A 16676-nucleotide genomic window follows, 5' to 3' on the forward strand; every position below is an offset into this window, starting at 1 on the left:
GTTGACCGAACCGACGATACAACCGGCCGCTTTCCGATGTTGATCCGTGGGTATCTCCCTGGCGTGAGGACGTACGCAAGGGTGAAGATCGGACACACCCCGACCGTCTTTGTGATCTAGGGGTTTCAACCCCCACCGGCCCAGGTAGGGTCTGGAAACGTCCAGCTCCCCTTGGAGGAGGTGAGGACCGTGGCGGCCCACGACGACGACATCACCCGTGGCGGCCGACCCGCTCGTGGTTCAGAAGACACCGCGAGCCAGGTCGCCTTTCTTGAGCAGGAAATCGCCGTCCTGCGACGTAAGCTCGCCGACTCTCCGCGTCACACGAGGATTCTCGAAGAGCGGATCGTCGAGCTGCAGACCAATCTGGCAGGCGTGTCCGCTCAGAACGAGCGGTTCGCGAACACTCTCCGCGAGGCCCGCGACCAGATCGTGGCCCTCAAGGAAGAAGTGGACAGGCTCGCGCAGCCTCCTGCCGGCTTCGGCGTCTTTCTGCAGGCGAACGAGGACGGAACGGCGGACATCTTCACCGGCGGCCGAAAGCTGCGGGTGAACGTCAGCCCTTCCGTCGAACTGGAAGACCTCCGACGAGGTCAGGAACTCATGCTGAACGAAGCGCTCAACGTGGTGGAGGCCATGAAGTACGAGCGCATCGGCGACATCGTCACCCTCAAGGAGATCCTCGAGGACGGCGAACGAGCCCTGGTGGTCGGACACACCGACGAGGAGAGGGTGGTGTGGCTCGCCGAGCCGCTCCTGGACGGCGCTCTCCGCGTAGGCGACGCACTTCTGCTGGAGCCCCGCTCCGGCTACGTGTACGAGAGGGTCCCCAAGAGCGAGGTCGAGGACCTCGTACTCGAAGAGGTCCCTGACATCGACTACAAGCAGATCGGCGGCCTCGCCGGTCAGATCGAGCAGATCCGGGACGCGGTCGAACTCCCGTACCTGCACGCGGATCTGTTCAAGGAGTACTCGCTGCGCCCGCCCAAGGGCGTGCTGCTCTACGGCCCCCCCGGCTGCGGAAAGACCCTCATCGCCAAGGCAGTGGCCAACTCCCTTGCCAAGAAGGTCGCCGAAGTCACCGGGAAGCCGCAGGGGAAGAGCTACTTCCTGAACATCAAGGGTCCCGAACTGCTCAACAAGTACGTCGGTGAGACCGAGCGTCAGATCCGCCTGGTCTTCCAGCGAGCCAGGGAGAAGGCGAGCGAGGGCACCCCCGTCATCGTCTTCTTCGACGAGATGGAATCCCTCTTCCGCACCCGCGGATCCGGTGTCAGCTCGGACGTGGAGAACACCATCGTCCCCCAGCTGCTCGCCGAGATCGACGGGGTGGAGGGCCTGGAGAACGTCATCGTCATCGGCGCCTCCAACCGCGAGGACATGATCGACCCGGCGATCCTGCGGCCCGGCCGTCTGGACGTCAAGATCAAGATCGAGCGGCCGGACGCCGAGGCGGCCAAGGACATCTTCTCGAAGTACCTGGTTCCGACACTCCCGCTCAACAGCGAGGACCTGTCGGAGCACGGCGGATCGAAGGCCGGCACGGTCGAGGCCATGATCCAGGCCGTCGTCGAGCGGATGTACACCGAAACGGAGGAGAACCGCTTCCTGGAGGTCACGTACGCCAACGGTGACAAGGAAGTCCTGTACTTCAAGGACTTCAACTCCGGAGCGATGATCCAGAACATCGTGGACCGGGCCAAGAAGATGGCCATCAAGGCCTTCCTCGACCACAACCAGCGCGGTCTTCGCGTCGCCCACCTGCTCGCCGCATGCGTCGACGAGTTCAAGGAGAACGAGGACCTGCCCAACACCACCAACCCCGACGACTGGGCCCGCATCTCCGGCAAGAAGGGCGAGCGGATCGTGTTCATCCGCACGCTCGTCACCGGAAAACAGGGCGCGGACACCGGCCGCTCCATCGACACCGTGGCCAACACCGGGCAGTACCTGTAAAGCAGACCTCCGGCTGCGGGCGCCCCGACCGGGTTCCCGCAGCCGGAGTGTTTGTCCACAGGTAGGCCAGGACCGGAGCAATGAGTGAAATGATCTCCCCACCGCCGCCATCGCGTTCTAGGCTCTTCCGTACCGCGCCCTGCAGTGCGGCTCAGGGAACAGCAGTCGCGCTCGGGCCATATGCGCAGCGGTACTTGAGCGTCAGCCCCAGCACGGGGCGGCGCCGGGCAAGGAGGGCCGCATGACCGTACGGCGAGTAATGGGTATCGAGACGGAGTACGGCATCTCCGTCCCCGGCCACCCGAACGCCAATGCCATGCTCACCTCGTCCCAGATCGTCAACGCCTACGCGGCGGCGATGCACCGGGCGCGCCGCGCCCGATGGGACTTCGAGGAAGAGAATCCGCTCCGTGACGCCCGGGGCTTCGACCTCGCCCGCGACACGGCGGACTCGAGCCAGCTCACCGACGAGGACATCGGCCTGGCCAATGTCATCCTCACCAACGGCGCACGGCTCTACGTCGACCACGCCCACCCGGAGTACTCCTCACCCGAGGTCACCAACCCGCTCGACGCCGTCCTGTGGGACAAGGCGGGCGAGCGCATCATGGCGGAGGCGGCCGAACGGGCCGCGCAGCTCCCGGGCGCGCAGCCGATCCACCTGTACAAGAACAACACGGACAACAAGGGCGCGTCCTACGGCACGCACGAGAACTACCTGATGAAGCGGGAGACCCCCTTCTCGGACATCGTGCGCCACCTGACGCCGTTCTTCGTCTCGCGCCAGGTCGTCACCGGCGCCGGCCGCGTCGGCATCGGGCAGGACGGCCACGACCACGGCTTCCAGCTCAGCCAGCGGGCCGACTACTTCGAGGTCGAGGTCGGCCTCGAGACCACCCTCAAACGCCCCATCATCAACACCCGCGACGAACCGCACGCGGACGCGGAGAAGTACCGCCGCCTGCACGTCATCATCGGGGACGCCAACCTCTCCGAGATCTCGACCTACCTCAAGCTCGGCACCACCGCACTCGTGCTGTCGATGATCGAGGACGGCTTCATCAAGGTGGATCTGGCCGTGGACCAGCCGGTGCGCACCCTGCACCAGGTCAGCCACGACTCCACACTGCAACATCTCATCACGCTCCGCAGTGGCCGGACGCTCACCGCGGTGCAGCTCCAGATGGAGTACTTCGACCTGTCCCGCAAGTACGTGGAGGAGCGATTCGGCGCCGACGCGGACGACCAGACGAAGGATGTCCTCAGCCGCTGGGAAGACGTCCTGAACCGGCTGGAGAACGACCCGATGAGCCTGTCGGGCGAGCTGGACTGGGTCGCCAAGAAGGAGGTCCTGGAGGGCTACCGGCGCCGTGACGGCCTGGAGTGGGACGCGGCGCGGCTGCACCTCGTGGACCTCCAGTACGCCGACGTACGGCCCGACAAGGGCCTCTACAACCGCCTGGTGGCCCGCGGCCGCATGAAACGGCTCCTGGACGAGCCGGCGGTCGAGCGCGCCGAGACCAAGCCCCCCGAGGACACCCGCGCCTACTTCCGCGGCCGCTGCCTGGAGCAGTACGCCGACGACGTGGCCGCCGCCTCCTGGGACTCGGTCATCTTCGATCTGCCGGGCCGCGACTCCCTCCAGCGGGTTCCGACCCTGGAGCCGCTGAGGGGTACTCGCAACCACGTCAAGGAGCTCCTCGACCGCTGTCGTACGGCGGAAGACTTGGTCCGCATCCTTTCCGGCGGCTGAAATGGCCCAGAACCGGGAATCATGCAAGTGAGCGGAAACAGGGCCGATGTCGGACCCGGCTTGTAGGGTCTGATCAAGTAGGAAACGCAACCGAGCGGGGTGAGCGTCATGGCTACGAAGGACACCGACGGCGGACAGCAGAAGGCGACACGCGCCACAGAGGAAGTCGAAGAGGTAGCGCAGGACGCGCAGGCCTCGGACGAACTCAAGGAGCGGCACGAGAAGCTCTCCGAGGATGTCGACGACATCCTGGACGAGATCGACGACGTGCTCGAGGCCAATGCTGAGGACTTCGTTCGAAGTTTTGTCCAGAAAGGCGGAGAGTAGTCCGCAAATGTCCGAAATGCACCAAGGAAGGAAATGCTCTCGGTGCAAGAGGATGTTGCCGCGGGACGCGTTCGCCAGTAATACGTCGATGCCCGATGGGCTCCAGGCCTACTGTCGGGAGTGCTCCGCGGAGTACTACCGACAGCGCCAGGAAGCCAAGGGCCTCAGTGTCCGCCAGAAAGTGGCGGTTCCGCCCGGCCACAAGCGATGCCCACGGTGTACCGAGATCAAACCGCACGCGCAGTGGTCCGGGAACAGTAGCGCGTGCGACGGCCTGGCCACTTACTGCAAGGCGTGCCGAGCGGTTGAGGGACGCGCGAGGCACCTCATGCGTCAGTACGGCATCACCGTGGCCGAACGCGACGAGCTGATCGCCTCTCAGGCGGGCATGTGCCCGATCTGTTTGGCCGCTTCGGCGGAACATGTGGATCACTGCCACGAGACGGGTAGGGTCCGAGGCGTACTGTGCTTCAACTGCAATTCGGCACTCGGCAAGCTGAGAGATGATCCCGATGCGATGCGTCGGGCCCTCGCATATCTGGAAGGAAACGTGTGGAAGCCAACACTCGTAGCACAGGGCGTCTACCGGCTGCCTTCCTGACGCCTGGCTCGTCCTCGTTCATCGACTTCCTCGGCGAGCACTCACCGGACCTGCTGCCGCGCAACCGGAGCCTGCCGCCGCTGCAGGGCGCCATCGAGATCCCGCACGGCACCACCATCGTGGCCGCGACGTTCCCCGGCGGGGTGATCCTCGCCGGTGACCGGCGCGCGACGATGGGCAACATCATCGCGCAGCGGGACATCGAGAAGGTGTTCCCGGCCGACGAGTACTCGGCCGTGGGCATCGCCGGCACCGCCGGCCTCGCCGTCGAGATGGTGCGGCTGTTCCAGCTGGAGCTGGAGCACTACGAGAAGATCGAGGGCGCGGTGCTGTCCCTGGACGGCAAGGCGAACCGGCTCTCCACGATGATCCGCGGGAACCTCGGGATGGCGCTGCAGGGGCTGGCCGTCGTGCCGCTGTTCGCCGGATACGACGTGGACCGCGAAAGGGGCCGGATCTTCACCTACGACGTGACGGGCGGGCGTTCCGAGGAGCTCGGCTTCGCGTCGACCGGTTCGGGTTCGGTCTTCGCCCGCGGTTCGATGAAGAAGCTGTACCGCAAGGACCTGACGGAGGACCAGGCGGTCACGCTGGTCGTCCAGGCGCTGTACGACGCCGCCGACGACGATTCGGCCACCGGTGGGCCGGACCTGGCGCGGCGCATCTACCCGATCGTCACGGTCATCACCGACGAGGGTTTCCGCAGGCTCACCGACGACGAGTCGTCCGAGGTCGTCCGCACGATCCACGCGCGCCGGCTGGAACAGCCCGACGGCCCGCGCGCCGAGCTGCTCTGACGGTCCGGCAGGATCAGCGGAAATTCTCTCGCCCACTGACAGAAAGGGACGGATAGCCGGTGTCGACGCCGTTCTATGTCTCACCCCAGCAGGCCATGGCCGACCGTGCGGAGTACGCCCGCAAGGGCATCGCGCGCGGCCGCAGCGTCGTCGTGCTGCAGTACACCGACGGCATCGTGTTCGTCGCCGAGAACCCGTCCCGCGCTCTGCACAAGGTCAGCGAGATCTACGACCGGATCGCGTTCGCGGCGGTGGGCAAGTACAACGAGTTCGAGAACCTGCGGATCGGCGGTGTGCGCTACGCCGACCTGCGGGGCTACACCTACGACCGTGAGGACGTCACGGCCCGTGGTCTGGCCAACGTCTACGCCCAGACGCTGGGCACCATCTTCTCCAGCGTCGGTGAGAAGCCGTACGAGGTGGAGCTGATCGTCGCGGAGGTCGGCGCGGCCGCCGAGGACGACCAGATCTACCGGCTGCCGCACGACGGCTCGATCGTCGATGAGCACGGCGCGGTGGCGGTCGGTGGCAATTCGGACTCGATCGGCACCTATCTGGACCAGCGGCACCGCGACGGCATGACGCTCGCGGAGGCGCTGAAGCTGGCGGCTGAGTCCCTCGGCCGGGACAGCAACGGCGGGGAGCGCACGCTCACCGCCGAGCAGTTGGAGGTCGCGGTGCTGGACCGGACGCGTCCTCAGCAGCGCAAGTTCAAGCGGATCCTGGGCCGTCAGCTGGCCCGCCTCCTGGAGGCGGACAGCGCGGCGACCACGAAGACGGACGACCCCTCGGACGAGGAAGAGGAGTAGGCCTGCGGCCGGCTCCCCTGACGCGCCTCACGCCCGCACCCCGTCACCGGGGTGCGGGCGTGAGGCGTTGCCGGGGCGACGTCACGCCGCTGGAGGCGCAGCCGTCGAGCCGCGGACGACGAGGTCGACCGCGAGGACCGATCCGTCGGGCTCGCGGCCGTCCAGGACGGCCAGGAGTGCTGACATGCCCCGGCCGCCGATCTCGTCGGCGGGGAGCCGGACGGTGGTGAGTTCCGGTTCGACCGCGGTGGCGAGTGCGAGGTCGTCGAAACCGGTCACGGAGACGTCGGCGGGCACCCGCAGGCCCAGGCGGCGGGCGGCCTTGCAGGCCCCCGCGGCGAGGATGTCGTCGTCGCAGATCAGGGCGGTGGGCCGGGGGCCGGGGCGGGTGAGGGCGCGTTCGGCGGCGAGCCGCGCGTCCTCGACGCTGTGCGCGGACCGCTCGGTGTGCAGGTCGGTGTGTCCGGCGGCGGCCGAGAACGTGGCGGCCAGGGTCTGGGCCCGGACGTGGAACGTCCAGGTGTCGACGGCGGAGGCTATGTGGGTGATCCTGCGGTGTCCGAGGTCCAGCAGGCAGCGGGCCACCTGGCGCATGCCGTCGGCGATGTCGAAGTTGACGGTGGCGGCGGCGCCGGACGCGGCGGGGTCGCTGTCGAGCATGACGAGCGGCAGGTCGCCGCCGCCGATGGCGTCGAGCGCGTCGGCGGCCATCGAGGACGCGATGACGCCGTCCAGCGGGGCGCGGGCGGAGCCGAAGGGGTCGCGGGCCGGGCCGACGCCGTCGGGGGAGGGGTAGAGGACCACACCGAAGCCGTGCTCGGCGGCGACGCGGGCGGCGCCGGTGTAGACCCGGGCGAAGTACTCGTTGGTCAGTGCCGGGACGACCAGCAGCGCCGTCCGGGTGCGGCCGAGGCGGAGGTTGCGCGCCGCCAGGTTCGGCCGGTAGCCGAGGGCCAGGGCGGCCGCGCGGACCGCTTCCGCCGTGCGCTCGGAGACCCGGCCGCGTGACTTGCCGCCCAGGACCAGCGAGACGGTCGCCTGCGAGACACCCGCGGCCCGCGCCACGTCCCGTGAGGTGGGGCGTGCGGTATCGGTCACTCCGGGCATCCTTCCGGTCCCCGCGGATGGACCCGCGGCCTGTCGTCATGGTACGTATGACGCTCAAGTTATACGTAACACTTCGGTGGTGTCGGGGAGAGGGGCCGTCATGGCGGCGGGGTACGGGGATCTTCTGCGGACGCGGTACGCGGGCCGGCTGCTCGCGGGCACGCTGGTCGGCCGGCTGCCCAACGCGACGGCCGCGCTGTGCATCGTGCTGCTGACCCGCTCGCAAGGGGGCAGCTACTCGCTCGCCGGTGCGCTGGGCGCGCTCTACGGGCTGGGCACGGCCATCGGCCAGCCGCTGCTGGGCCGGATCGTCGACCGGTACGGGCAGCCGCGGGTGATGCTCCCGGCGGCCGTGCTGTCGGCCGCCGGAATGGTGCTGTTCGCCGTGGTCGGCCCGGACCCGCTCCCGGTGGCCTGTGTCGCGATGGCGGTCGCCGGGCTGTTCACCCCGCCGCTGGAGGGCGGGCTGCGTGCGCTGTGGCCCGGCGTCCTGAAGAGCGAGGACCGGCTGCACGCCGCCTACGCCCTGGACGCCGCCGCCCAGGAGCTGCTGTTCACGATCGGCCCGGTCCTCGTCACCGGCCTGGTCGCGGTGGCCTCCGAGGCCGCCGCCGTGGTGTGGATCGCGGCGGTCGGCGTCGTGGGCGCGCTGGGCGTCGTGACGGCCGCGCCGTCCCGTGAGTGGCGGGCGGAGCCGCGGGCGGCCGACTGGCTCGGGCCGCTGCGCGCTCCGGGACTCCGTGCGCTGATCGCCTGTCTGTTCTTCGTCGGGGTGGCACTCGGCTCGATCGCGGTCGCCGCGGTCGCGTACGGGGACGTGCACGGCGGCGGCATGGTCAACGGTTATCTGCTGTCGGCGCTCGGTCTCGGCGCGCTCATCGGCGGTGTGACGTACGGCGCCAGGACGTGGCCGGGCACGCCGGAGCGCCGCCTGCGGCTGCTGACCGTCGGACTGGCGGTCTGCTACGCGCCGTTGGCGCTCGTCCCCGGGGTCGTCGCGATGACGGTCCTGTCGGGGCTCGCGGGGGTGTTCCTGGCGCCGGTGCTGGCCTGCGCGTTCGTGGTGGTGGACCGGCATGCGCCGAGCGGCACGGTGACCGAGGCGTTCTCCTGGCTGGTGACCGCGATCGGCGTCGGCGCGTCGCTGGGAACGGCGGCGGCGGGACCCGCCGCGCAGTTCGGCGGCGTCGCCGCCGGATTCGCCGTCGCGGCGGCCGGCGGCTTCGCCGCGCTGGCGGTGCTGGTCGCGACCAGCCGATTCCTCACGTTCCCAAACCTGAAAACCGAGTTGGAAAAAGATCGAATCGGAGGCGTCGAACCCGGTTTCAGCACCACGCATCAGGCGTAATGTTCAGACATGGACCGCCGCATTTTCGGGCTGGAGAACGAGTACGGCGTCACATGCACGTTCAGGGGGCAGCGGCGTCTGTCTCCTGACGAGGTGGCGCGGTACCTCTTCCGCCGTGTCGTGTCATGGGGCCGGAGCAGCAATGTCTTTCTGCGCAACGGCGCCCGCCTCTACCTCGATGTCGGCTCGCACCCGGAGTACGCCACTCCGGAGTGTGACAATCTGACCGAGCTGGTCACCCATGACAAGGCCGGTGAACGCATCCTCGAAGGCCTTCTGGTGGACGCCGAACGGCGTCTGCACGAAGAGGGCATCGCCGGCGATGTCTATCTGTTCAAGAACAACACCGACTCCGCGGGAAACTCCTACGGGTGCCACGAGAATTACCTCGTCGCACGCCATGGCGAGTTCTCGCGCCTCGCCGACATCCTCATTCCGTTCCTGGTCACCCGGCAGATGATCTGCGGCGCGGGCAAGGTGCTGCAGACGCCGCGCGGTGCGGTCTTCTGCGTCAGCCAGCGCGCCGAGCACATCTGGGAGGGCGTCAGCTCCGCGACCACCCGTTCCCGTCCCATCATCAACACCCGTGACGAACCGCACGCGGACGCGGAGCGCTACCGGCGGCTGCACGTCATCGTCGGCGACTCGAACATGTCCGAGACGACCATGCTGCTGAAGGTCGGTGCCACCGACCTCGTGCTGCGCATGATCGAGGCGGGCATCGTGATGCGGGACCTGACCCTGGAGAACCCGATCCGGGCGATCCGCGAGGTCAGCCATGACATCACCGGCCGCCGCAAGGTGCGGCTGGCCACCGGCCGCGAGGCGTCCGCCCTGGAGATCCAGGAGGAGTACTACTCGAAGGCCGTCGACTTCTGCGAGCGCCGCGGCATCCGCAACGGCGTGATCGAGCAGGTGCTGGAGCTGTGGGGCCGCGCGCTGGAGTCGATCGGCAGCGGTGATCTGGCGGCCATCGGCACCGAGATCGACTGGGTGATGAAGTACCAGCTGATCGAGCGCTACCGGAACCGGGACAACATCACGATGTCCCACCCGCGCGTCGCCCAACTGGATCTCGCGTACCACGACATCCACCGCCGCCGCGGGCTGTACTACCTGCTGGAGAAGAAGGGGCAGGCCAAGCGGATCTGCAGTGATCTGAAGATCTTCGAGGCGAAATCGGTTCCTCCGCAGACCACTCGGGCCCGACTGCGCGGCGATTTCATCCGGCGGGCGCAGGAGCAGCGGCGTGACTTCACGGTCGACTGGGTGCATCTGAAGCTCAACGACCAGGCGCAGCGCACGGTGCTGTGCAAAGACCCCTTCCGATCTGTTGACGACCGGGTGGAGAAGCTCATCGCCGGAATGTGACCGACCCGCGTCAGAACATGATCGGCAATGGCTGATGTTCAGGGGCTCCGTACGCTGAGGCGTGCGGGGCCCCTGGCATGCCGGGGGCTTGTGGGGTGGGGCAGGCCGTAGAGTGACCGCTACTGACGGACCATCCCAGCTACCCCGAGGACCACTGTGCGACGCCGACTCGCTGCCGCGCTCATCGTGCCGGCTCTGATGCTCACCGCGGCCTGTGGAGGGGGCGATGACTCGGACAAGAAGACGGCCACGCCGTCCGCCACACCGTCCGGGAGTCCCACCCAGGCCGCCGCCCCGAAGCCGGTGCCGTCGGCCTCGCCGATGCCCACCGTCGCCGGTGAGCCGGGCAAGAAGCCGACCATCACCATCCCCAAGGGTGAACCGAGCGGGAAGTTCGTCGTCAGCACCGTGACCGCGGGCACCGGCCCGGTGGTCAAGAAGAACGACCTGGTCGTCACCAAGTTCTCCGGCAAGATCTGGAAGAGCGGCAAGGAGATCGGCGGCTCCTACGACAAGGGCGGCGCCGCGCAGGTCATCCCGGCGGGCTCGCCCACGATCATCCCGGCCTTCAGCGACGCCGTGCTGGGCCAGAAGGTCGGCAGCCGCGTCCTGGTCGTCGCCCCGCCGGCCGCCGCGTTCGGCGCGCAGGGCAAGCAGGAACTGGGCATCACCGCCACCGACACCCTCGTCTTCGTGCTCGACATCGACCGGATCATGCCGAGCCATGTCACCGGCACGCAGTCCGCCATCCCGTCCGACCTGCCCCAGGTGGACGCGGAGAAGGCGGAGGCCGCGAAGATCTCGGTGCCGAAGAACGACCCGCCGAAGAAGCTCGTCGACAAGGTCCTGATCGAGGGCAAGGGCGACGTGATCAAGAGCGGTCAGACGGTCTACATGCAGTACAGCGGCGCGGCCTGGAAGCCCAACGAGGGCAAGGAGACGGCCAAGCTGTTCGACGACAGCTGGAAGACCGGGGCCCCGTTCAGTACCGTCATCGGCCAGGGTCAGGTCATCGAGGGCTGGGACAAGGGCCTCGTCGGCAAGAAGGTCGGCAGCCGGGTGCTGCTCGTCATTCCGCCGGAGCTGGCCTACAAGGCCGAGGCCAAGGGCGAGGACCTTCCGGCCAACTCGACCCTCGTTTTCGTCGTGGAGATTCTCGGAGCAGTGTAAGACTGTCCGGGTTGTCCGCAACGTATCAAGGAGTTACCGCAGTGAGCATCGAGAAGCCCGAGATCGACTTCCCCGTAGGCGAGCCGCCGGCCGACCTTGAGATCAAGGAGATCTGGGAGGGCACCGGCGAGGAGGCCAAGGCGGGTCAGAACGTCAGCGTCCACTACGTCGGCGTCTCGTTCAGCACGGGCGAGGAGTTCGACGCCAGCTGGAACCGCGGTTCCGCGTTCACCTTCCCGCTCGGTGGCGGCCGCGTCATCAAGGGCTGGGACCAGGGCGTGCAGGGCATGAAGGTCGGCGGCCGTCGCCAGCTGACCATTCCCGCGCACCTCGCCTACGGCAACCAGAGCCCCACCCCGGCGATCAAGCCGGGCGAGACTCTGATCTTCGTCGTGGACCTGATCTCGGTCTGAGCAGGCGCGATTCGAGGGCCCACGCCGCCAGGCGTGGGCCCTCGCTTTTGCGGTGGCTCCCCGGAGCGGTACGGTCGTCGATCGAGAGCTGAAGACGAAGGGTGCGCGATGGCGATTGCCAAGGCCGAGCGACTGATGAACCTGGCGCTGTGCCTGATGAACACCCGGCGTCCCGTCAGCAAGCGGGAACTGCGCGAGTCGATCGAGGCCTATCACGAGATAGGTTCCGACGACGCGTTCAACCGGATGTTCGAGCGCGACAAGGACGATCTGCGCGAACTCGGGCTCATCATCGAGACGGTGGAGAGTGTCGACGGCGATGTGGGCTACCTCGCCCGCCGCGACCGCAACCGGCTGCCCGAGATCGCGCTGGACGCCGAGGAGGCCGCCGCGCTGAGCCTGGCGGCCAAGGTGTGGCAGCAGGCCCGGCTCGCCGAGGCCGCCAGCGGCGCGCTGCAGAAACTCCGGGCGGCGGGCGTCCCGTTCGAGGACACCCAGAGCGCGCTGGAACCGCGGATCCCGACCCCGGAGCCGGCGTTCGAGCCCCTGATGGTCGCGACCCGCGAGCGCCGGGCCGTCTCCTTCGACTACCGCAAGGCGAACGCGGTGCGCCCCGAGGCCCGGCAGGTCGAGCCGTGGGCCCTGGAGTGCTGGCGCGGCCACTGGTACCTGGCCGGCTGGGACCGCGACCGCAGCGCGGTCCGGGTCTTCCGGCTCTCCCGCATCTCCGGCAAGGTCCGCTCCCGCGGCGGTGCCTTCAACGCCCCGGTCCCCGACCACGTGGACGTCCGCGCCGCCGTCGCGAGCTGGGCCGGCGAGGGCGCCACCGCGACCGCCCGGATCCGGCTGCGCCGCGACTCGGGCTATCCGCTGCGGTCCAAGGCCGTGACCTCGGAGCCGATCGACGCCGTCTGGGACGAACTGGAGATCCCGTACGGGCACGGACTCGACGCCTGGCTGGTGGAGTTCGGCCCCGACGTGGTGGTCCTGGAACCCGCCGAACTGCGGGCCGATGTGGTGGACCGGCTGCGTGCCGTGGCCAAGGACTGACGGGACTTCACGACATGGCGAACGCGATCGACCAGACCCGGCGGATGCTCTCCCTGGTGACCTATCTGCGCGAGCGGCCCGGCGCTCGCGTCACCGACGTGGCCCGCGCCTTCGGCGTCACCGAGGCCGAGCTGATCGGCGACCTGAACGTCCTGCCGCTGTGCGGGACGAGCTTCCGGGGCGGTGACCTGCTCGACATCGACACCGACGGCGAGCGCATCTGGTGGCACAACGTCGACGACGTGGCGCAGCCGCTGCGGCTGGCCGCCGACGAGGCCACGGCGCTGCTCGTGGCCGCGCGGGCGGTGGCGAACCTGCCGGGTCTGCGCGACAGTGACCGGCAGGCGCTGCTGCGCGCCACGGCGAAGCTGGAGACGGCGGCCGGCGAGGTGGCGGCGGCCAGCTCCCAGCTGTCGGTGACCTTCGAGTCCGAGGGCAGCGTCTTCGCCGACGTGGACCGGGCCATCGTCGAGCGGCGCCGGCTGTGGATCCGCTACTACTCGCCGGCCAGGGACGCGCTCACCGAGCGTGAGGTGGACCCGATCCGGCTCTTCGCCGTCGGCCACACCTACTTCGAGGGCTGGTGCCGGCTGTCGGAGGACCGCAGGACGTTCCGGCTCGACCGGGTCGCGGAGATCAAGCTGCTCGACGAGCCATCGGACCCGCCGCGCGTCGAGCCGCGGGACCTGTCCCTCGGCCTGGTGCAGCCGGCGGGCGACGACCCGGAGGTCGTCATCGAGGTGGGGCCCGGCGGCCGTTGGGTCGCCGAGTACTACCCGTACGACAGCGCGGACGAGCTGCCCGACGGGGGCCTGCGGATCAGCCTGCGCACCCCGGACCCGGGTTCGCTGCGCCGGCTCGCGCTGCGGCTGGGCCGGGACGGCCGGATCGTCTCGCCGGCGGACCTGGCGGACCGGGCCCGCGAAGCGGCCGTACTGGCACTGGCGGCCTACGGAGAATAGGGAGTGACGATGACGGGGGCAGGCACCTCGATGATGACGGCCCGCACGCCGTCCCCGGTGCTCTTCAAGGCCGCGTGCCCGGACTGCCGCGGCCGCTTCGAGCTGGCGTCGCAGGAGCTGCGGCTGGCGATCGGCCGCAGCCACCGGACCACGTTCTACTCCTTCACCTGCCCGGAGTGCGGGCAGGCGGTCCGCAAGCCGGCGGGGGAGCGGATCATCGAGCTGCTGACCGGCGGCGGGGTACGCACCATGCGCCTGCACATCTGCTGAACGGATAGGCTCAGTTCCATGTGGTGGCTCTACCTGTACGTCGGCCTCTCGACCGCCGGCATCCTCGTACTCGGCGTGCTCGCCGTCCGGGTCTTCGCCGAGGTCCAGCGGCTGGCCGGGCAGGTGGCCAGGAGCACCGACGAGCTCACCCGGGCCGCCGAGCGGCTGAGCCGGGCCGCGGAACCGCTCGCGGAGCGCGCCGGGGACATCTCCCGGCAGTGAGGCAGCACCGGCGCCGCCCGCGCCGACCCCCGCGACCTGGTGTGATTCCCGGGCTCGCGCACCGGGCCGGCCCCGGCGTTACACACAGGCCCTCGTTCCCGGCCGTCCCGGAGGGTACGCTGCGTAACGTGGCCCCATGAGTGAGCGGCGGGGGCCGCATCTGGAAGTTGCCGACGGGTTGCCGGTCGTTTACCACCGCACGCTACGATCGCAGCCAGTACGGCGGTGCGGACACCTGTCCGGGTCGCCGAAGACAAGGACCCACGCCGCCTCGGTGAGAAGGTAGACACTTATGCTCGGCAATCTCAAGCCCCTCGAGATCGTCCTCATCCTTCTCGTCATCATCTTGCTGTTCGGCGCCAAGAAGCTTCCCGACATGGCCCGGTCGCTCGGCAAGTCGGCCCGCATCCTCAAGAGCGAGGCCAAGGCGATGAAGAAGGACGACGAGGCTCCGGTGGCCGACACGCAGACCGCGGAGTCCGCGCCCGCCGCGCCGAAGACGATCCAGGCCGCCCCCGGCGATGTGACCAGCGCCCGCCCGGTGACGGAGCCGAACCACACCACCCAGGGCTGACCCCGGCCCGCTCCGGTTCGCAACAAGCCGCTGAAGGCTGCCGCACGAGACGAGGACGTGGGTGCTCAAGTCTGCCCGCAAGCAGGAGAAGGATCCCGAGGGGCGGATGCCGCTCGCGGACCACCTGCGTGAGCTGCGCAACCGGCTGCTGAAGTCGGTACTGGCGATCATCGTCGTCACGATCGTCGCGTCGTTCTTCTACCGCGACATCATCCAGTTCTTCATGCACCCGGTGCTGAAATCCGTCGGCTGTGTGGACGGCAAGATCGAGGGCGCCGGCGGCCAGCCGTGTGCGGAGATGACCGTGAACGGGCTGACCGGCCCCTTCGCGATCGCCATGAAGGTCTCCCTGATGGCCGGCCTGGTGGCCACGACACCGATCTGGCTCTACCAGCTCTGGGCGTTCCTCGCGCCGGGACTGCACACGAAGGAGAAGCGCTACGCGATCTCCTTCGTCGCCGCGGGCGTCCCGCTCTTCCTCGGCGGCGGCTACCTCGCCTACGTGATCCTGCCGCAGACCGCGCAGATCATGATCGATCTGACCGTCGACGACGCGCGCAACTTCTTCCCGCTCGACGACTATCTCGACCTCGTCGTGCGCATGATCATCGTCTTCGGCTGCGCCTTCGAACTGCCGCTGCTGCTGGTCCTGCTGAACTTCACCGGGGCGCTCTCCGCCAAGCGCATGCTCGGCTGGTGGCGGCTGATGGTCCTCGGCATCACCGTCTTCGCCGCGGTGGCAACCCCCACCGGCGACCCGTTCTCGATGTCGCTGCTCGCCGCCCCCATCGTGTTCCTGTACTTCGGGGCCGTGGCGATCGCGTTCTTCAACGACCTCCGCAGGCGCCGCCGCCGCGAGGCCGATCCGGACTTCGCGCTCGGCGACGACGAGGCGTCCGGCCTCGACCACATCCCGGAGCAGGTCGGCGCCGCACCCGCCCCGGCCGCGTCGGACCGCCCCACCGACGACTTCGACGACGCCACCTGACGCTACGTGACGTCGATCCGACGCCACCTGGCGTCGACGCCCGTGATCGCGCGCGGTAGGGTCCGCGCGTGACCAGCGACATCACCCTCTTCGTCAACCCCACCGCGGGACGCGGCCGGGGAGCACACGCCGCCCAGCCGGCCGCCCGCGCGATGCGGGAGGCCGGGTTCACCGTCCGCACCGTCGTCGGACAGGACGCCGCCGACGCCCTCGTACGGGCCCGCGAGGCGGTCGCCGCGGGGACCAGGGCGCTGGTCGCGGTCGGCGGCGACGGGATGGTCTCGCTGGCCCTGCAGGCGGTGGCGGGCACCGACACCCCACTGGGGGTGATCGCGGTGGGCACCGGAAACGACTTCGCCCGCGCCACCGGACTGCCCGTCCGTGACCCCGCGGCGGCCGGCCGCGTGACGGCGGACGCCCTCAAGGAAGGGCGCACCCGGGCGATCGACCTGGGCAAGGTGGGAGACCGCTGGTTCGGGACCGTACTGGCCTCCGGCTTCGACTCCCGGGTCAACGACCGCGGCAACCGCATGCGCTGGCCCACCGGCCGCTTCCGCTACGACGTCGCGATGCTCGCCGAACTCGCCGCGCTGCGCCCCATCCCGTACCGGATCCAGTTCGACGACAGCCCGGAACGGGAGATAGAGGCGACCCTGATCGCGGTCGGTAACGGGTCGTCGTACGGCGGGGGCATGCGGATCTGCGCCGACGCGGTCCTCGACGACGGGCTGTTCGACATCACCGTGGTCGGTCCGTGCAGCCGCACCACGCTGCTGACGGTCTTCCCCCGGGTCTACCGGGGAACCCATCCCAGCCACCCGAAGGTCACCGTGCACCGGGCGGCGCGGGTCCGCCTCGCCGCCGACGATCTGACGGGGTACGCGGACGGTGAGCGGATCGGACCGCTGGCGATGACCGCCGTGACAGTGCCGGAAGCCGTACGCCTGCTGGTCTGATG

General features: G+C 69.1%; 18 protein-coding genes. 17 read left to right on the forward strand and 1 reads right to left on the reverse strand.

The window, feature by feature from the left end:
• Positions 1 to 189: 189 nt before the first annotated feature.
• The 6 genes from arc (at position 190) to prcA (ending at position 6243) form a co-directional block, all read left to right on the forward strand.
• Positions 190 to 1956, forward strand: a complete 1767-nt coding sequence (gene arc, locus O3X23_RS02425; RefSeq protein WP_269269372.1) for a proteasome ATPase — start codon at positions 190 to 192, stop codon at positions 1954 to 1956.
• A 241-nt stretch (positions 1957 to 2197) separates the two neighbouring features.
• Positions 2198 to 3709 carry a depupylase/deamidase Dop gene (gene dop / locus O3X23_RS02430; protein WP_269269374.1) on the forward strand — a complete coding sequence of 504 codons (1512 nt, stop codon included), beginning with the start codon at positions 2198 to 2200 and terminating at the stop codon, positions 3707 to 3709.
• Positions 3710 to 3817: 108 nt separating this feature from the next.
• Complete coding sequence (locus O3X23_RS02435) at positions 3818 to 4036, forward strand: ubiquitin-like protein Pup (protein ID WP_250991661.1); 219 nt, start codon at positions 3818 to 3820, stop codon at positions 4034 to 4036.
• Positions 4037 to 4364: 328 nt separating this feature from the next.
• The gene (locus tag O3X23_RS43910) at positions 4365 to 4637 is read left to right on the forward strand and encodes an endonuclease VII domain-containing protein (RefSeq protein WP_331283873.1); all 273 of its coding nucleotides are present in this window, start codon (positions 4365 to 4367) and stop codon (positions 4635 to 4637) included.
• Complete coding sequence (gene prcB, locus O3X23_RS02445; protein WP_269269378.1) at positions 4589 to 5434, forward strand: proteasome subunit beta; 846 nt, start codon at positions 4589 to 4591, stop codon at positions 5432 to 5434. The genes O3X23_RS43910 and prcB overlap by 49 nt, the downstream gene beginning before the upstream one ends.
• Before the next feature lie 59 nt (positions 5435 to 5493).
• On the forward strand, positions 5494 to 6243 hold the full coding sequence (gene prcA, locus O3X23_RS02450; protein ID WP_250991664.1) for a proteasome subunit alpha: 750 nt from the start codon (positions 5494 to 5496) through the stop codon (positions 6241 to 6243).
• 81 nt (positions 6244 to 6324) lie between these two features.
• On the opposite strand, the gene O3X23_RS02455 is transcribed toward prcA, so the two are convergent.
• Positions 6325 to 7350 carry a LacI family DNA-binding transcriptional regulator gene (locus O3X23_RS02455; RefSeq protein ID WP_443047694.1) on the reverse strand — a complete coding sequence of 342 codons (1026 nt, stop codon included), beginning with the start codon at positions 7348 to 7350 and terminating at the stop codon, positions 6325 to 6327.
• Between the two features lie 100 nt (positions 7351 to 7450).
• On the opposite strand from O3X23_RS02455, the gene O3X23_RS02460 reads away from it, so the two are divergent.
• The 11 genes from O3X23_RS02460 (at position 7451) to O3X23_RS02510 (ending at position 16674) form a co-directional block, all read left to right on the forward strand.
• Positions 7451 to 8698: an MFS transporter gene (locus O3X23_RS02460; protein WP_269269565.1), complete on the forward strand. Its 1248-nt coding sequence runs from the start codon at positions 7451 to 7453 to the stop codon at positions 8696 to 8698.
• A 9-nt stretch (positions 8699 to 8707) separates the two neighbouring features.
• Positions 8708 to 10069, forward strand: a complete 1362-nt coding sequence (pafA, locus tag O3X23_RS02465; RefSeq protein WP_138354818.1) for a Pup--protein ligase — start codon at positions 8708 to 8710, stop codon at positions 10067 to 10069.
• Positions 10070 to 10225: 156 nt separating this feature from the next.
• On the forward strand, positions 10226 to 11239 hold the full coding sequence (locus O3X23_RS02470) for an FKBP-type peptidyl-prolyl cis-trans isomerase (protein ID WP_269269380.1): 1014 nt from the start codon (positions 10226 to 10228) through the stop codon (positions 11237 to 11239).
• Positions 11240 to 11280: 41 nt separating this feature from the next.
• Entirely contained in the window at positions 11281 to 11652 is a 372-nt protein-coding gene (locus tag O3X23_RS02475) for an FKBP-type peptidyl-prolyl cis-trans isomerase (protein WP_138354820.1), read from the forward strand.
• Between the two features lie 108 nt (positions 11653 to 11760).
• The gene (locus O3X23_RS02480) at positions 11761 to 12702 is read left to right on the forward strand and encodes a helix-turn-helix transcriptional regulator (RefSeq protein ID WP_269269381.1); all 942 of its coding nucleotides are present in this window, start codon (positions 11761 to 11763) and stop codon (positions 12700 to 12702) included.
• Between the two features lie 14 nt (positions 12703 to 12716).
• Positions 12717 to 13664, forward strand: coding sequence for a helix-turn-helix transcriptional regulator (locus O3X23_RS02485; protein ID WP_269269382.1), 948 nt, complete (start codon positions 12717 to 12719; stop codon positions 13662 to 13664).
• Between the two features lie 9 nt (positions 13665 to 13673).
• Positions 13674 to 13934, forward strand: a complete 261-nt coding sequence (locus O3X23_RS02490; protein ID WP_269269383.1) for a hypothetical protein — start codon at positions 13674 to 13676, stop codon at positions 13932 to 13934.
• 18 nt (positions 13935 to 13952) lie between these two features.
• Positions 13953 to 14156 (forward strand): hypothetical protein, encoded by a 204-nt coding sequence (locus O3X23_RS02495; RefSeq protein WP_269269384.1) that lies wholly within the window; start codon positions 13953 to 13955, stop codon positions 14154 to 14156.
• Between the two features lie 292 nt (positions 14157 to 14448).
• The gene (gene tatA, locus O3X23_RS02500; protein ID WP_269269385.1) at positions 14449 to 14730 is read left to right on the forward strand and encodes a Sec-independent protein translocase subunit TatA; all 282 of its coding nucleotides are present in this window, start codon (positions 14449 to 14451) and stop codon (positions 14728 to 14730) included.
• Positions 14731 to 14791: 61 nt separating this feature from the next.
• The gene (tatC, locus tag O3X23_RS02505; RefSeq protein WP_269269386.1) at positions 14792 to 15718 is read left to right on the forward strand and encodes a twin-arginine translocase subunit TatC; all 927 of its coding nucleotides are present in this window, start codon (positions 14792 to 14794) and stop codon (positions 15716 to 15718) included.
• 68 nt (positions 15719 to 15786) lie between these two features.
• The gene (locus O3X23_RS02510; protein ID WP_269269387.1) at positions 15787 to 16674 is read left to right on the forward strand and encodes a diacylglycerol kinase; all 888 of its coding nucleotides are present in this window, start codon (positions 15787 to 15789) and stop codon (positions 16672 to 16674) included.
• Positions 16675 to 16676: the final 2 nt, after the last annotated feature.

It is taken from the genome of Streptomyces sp. H39-S7, assembly GCF_027158205.1.
In the GTDB taxonomy this organism is placed as follows: domain Bacteria; phylum Actinomycetota; class Actinomycetes; order Streptomycetales; family Streptomycetaceae; genus Actinacidiphila.